The organism is Sutterella seckii (assembly GCF_009183815.1).
GTDB classification, from domain to species: Bacteria; Pseudomonadota; Gammaproteobacteria; order Burkholderiales; family Burkholderiaceae_F; genus Sutterella; species Sutterella seckii.
The window spans coordinates 1-1,412 of record NZ_WEHX01000184.1 but is presented as its reverse complement, the minus strand read 5'-3'; the positions used below and the strand labels follow the sequence as shown (position 1 = coordinate 1,412).

2 protein-coding genes are annotated in these 1,412 nt (G+C 54.8%); one reads left to right on the top strand and one right to left on the bottom strand.

From position 1 onward, the window contains the following. The coding region (locus tag GBM95_RS12830) for a hypothetical protein (protein ID WP_226963315.1) at positions 1-265 on the top strand (265 nt) is incomplete at its 5' end. A 222-nt stretch (positions 266-487) separates the two neighbouring features. On the opposite strand, the gene GBM95_RS11700 is transcribed toward GBM95_RS12830, so the two are convergent. After that, positions 488-1,201 carry a MetQ/NlpA family ABC transporter substrate-binding protein gene (locus GBM95_RS11700; protein ID WP_226963314.1) on the bottom strand — a complete coding sequence of 238 codons (714 nt, stop codon included), beginning with the start codon at positions 1,199-1,201 and terminating at the stop codon, positions 488-490. Positions 1,202-1,412: the final 211 nt, after the last annotated feature.

Sequence of the window (1,412 nt, the reverse complement as noted above, 5' to 3'; positions counted from 1 at the left end):
TTTTCGCAAATTCAATTATAACACAAAACACCCATTTTTCATGCCTGTAAACTCTGAAATTTTCAGAATTTACAGGCATTTATTTTATGGAAGTCCCCTAAAGACGAATGAGAAAGCCCGTCGGCGAAGAACCGGCGGGCTATTTGCCGCGTTAGAGATGGTATTCAGGGACTTCGCGGTCGGAATGTCGCTGCCTTTGAGCCTCAGAAACGCGGTTTTCGGCTCATCGTCCAGGCGCACTTCCGAAAATTACTCAATGCTTTGAGTAAATTTACTCAGTGCATTGAGTAAAACGCTCAACAGCAGCCTTCGATCTGGAACGAGTCGATGCATTCCGCTCCTCAGGAAGAGCAAGCATTGCAAGTCTGGCTTGCGGCGCCGAGATCTGGCAGAAGAGCTGATCGAGTATGCTCTGACGATAAACGTGAAAGCCAGCCGGGGAAGAACCAGCGGGCTTTTGACGCATCAGAGGCAGACTTCAGAGAGATTAAAAGGTTGGAATCACGCCGCCCTTGTACTTCTCCTCAATGAATTTTTTGACCTCGGGCGACGTGATCGCGGCCTTGAGCTTCTGGAACGCGGGCTTCGTCTCATCGCCCGGGCGCACCACGACGATGTTGACGAAGGGCGACGACGAGGGCTCGATCGCGATCGAGTCCTTGATCGGGCTCAGCCCCGCCTGGAGCGCGAAGTTCGCATTGATGACGGCGGCCGCGACGTCGTTGAGCGCAAGCGGCACCTGGGCTGCCTCGAGTTCATAGAAGGTGAGTTTCTTCGGGTTCTCCGCGATGTCTCTCACAGTCGAGAGGAGCGAGGCGCCCTCGCGAAGCTTGATGAGGCCCGTGGACTCGAGCACCTTGAGCGCGCGTCCTTCGGTTGTCGGGTAGCTCGGAAGCGCAATGCGGGAGCCTTCCGGGATCTCGCTGAGGCTCTTGTACTTTTTGGAGTAGACGGCCATCGGCTCGAGATGGACGCCGACCAGCGTTGCGAACTTGACGCCGTACTGCTTCTCGTAGGTCTCAAGGTACGGCGTCGACTGGAAGTAGTTGGCGTCGAGGTCTTTGTTGTTGAGGGCGAGGTTGAGCTGAACGAAGTCCGTGAACTCAGTCACCTTCAATTCAATGCCTTCCTTTTCAAGCTTCGGCTTGATGAAGTTGAGGATGTCGGCGTGCGGCACCGGCGTTGCGCCGATGCGGATCACGTCGGCTGCGGCGGCCGCGGACGAAAAGGCCGTGAAGGCCAGAACGCCGGCAGCGGCTGCGCCGGCAAAGGATTTCAGGGAAAAATTATTAACATAGGCACAAAATAGTTGTCAAGCGGCTACGGTTATGTTATAATTGATAAATGAGTTATGGAGATAAAACCACCACAACCCTCGACGGCCGCAAGGCCACTCCTGAAGCCCAGCTCGA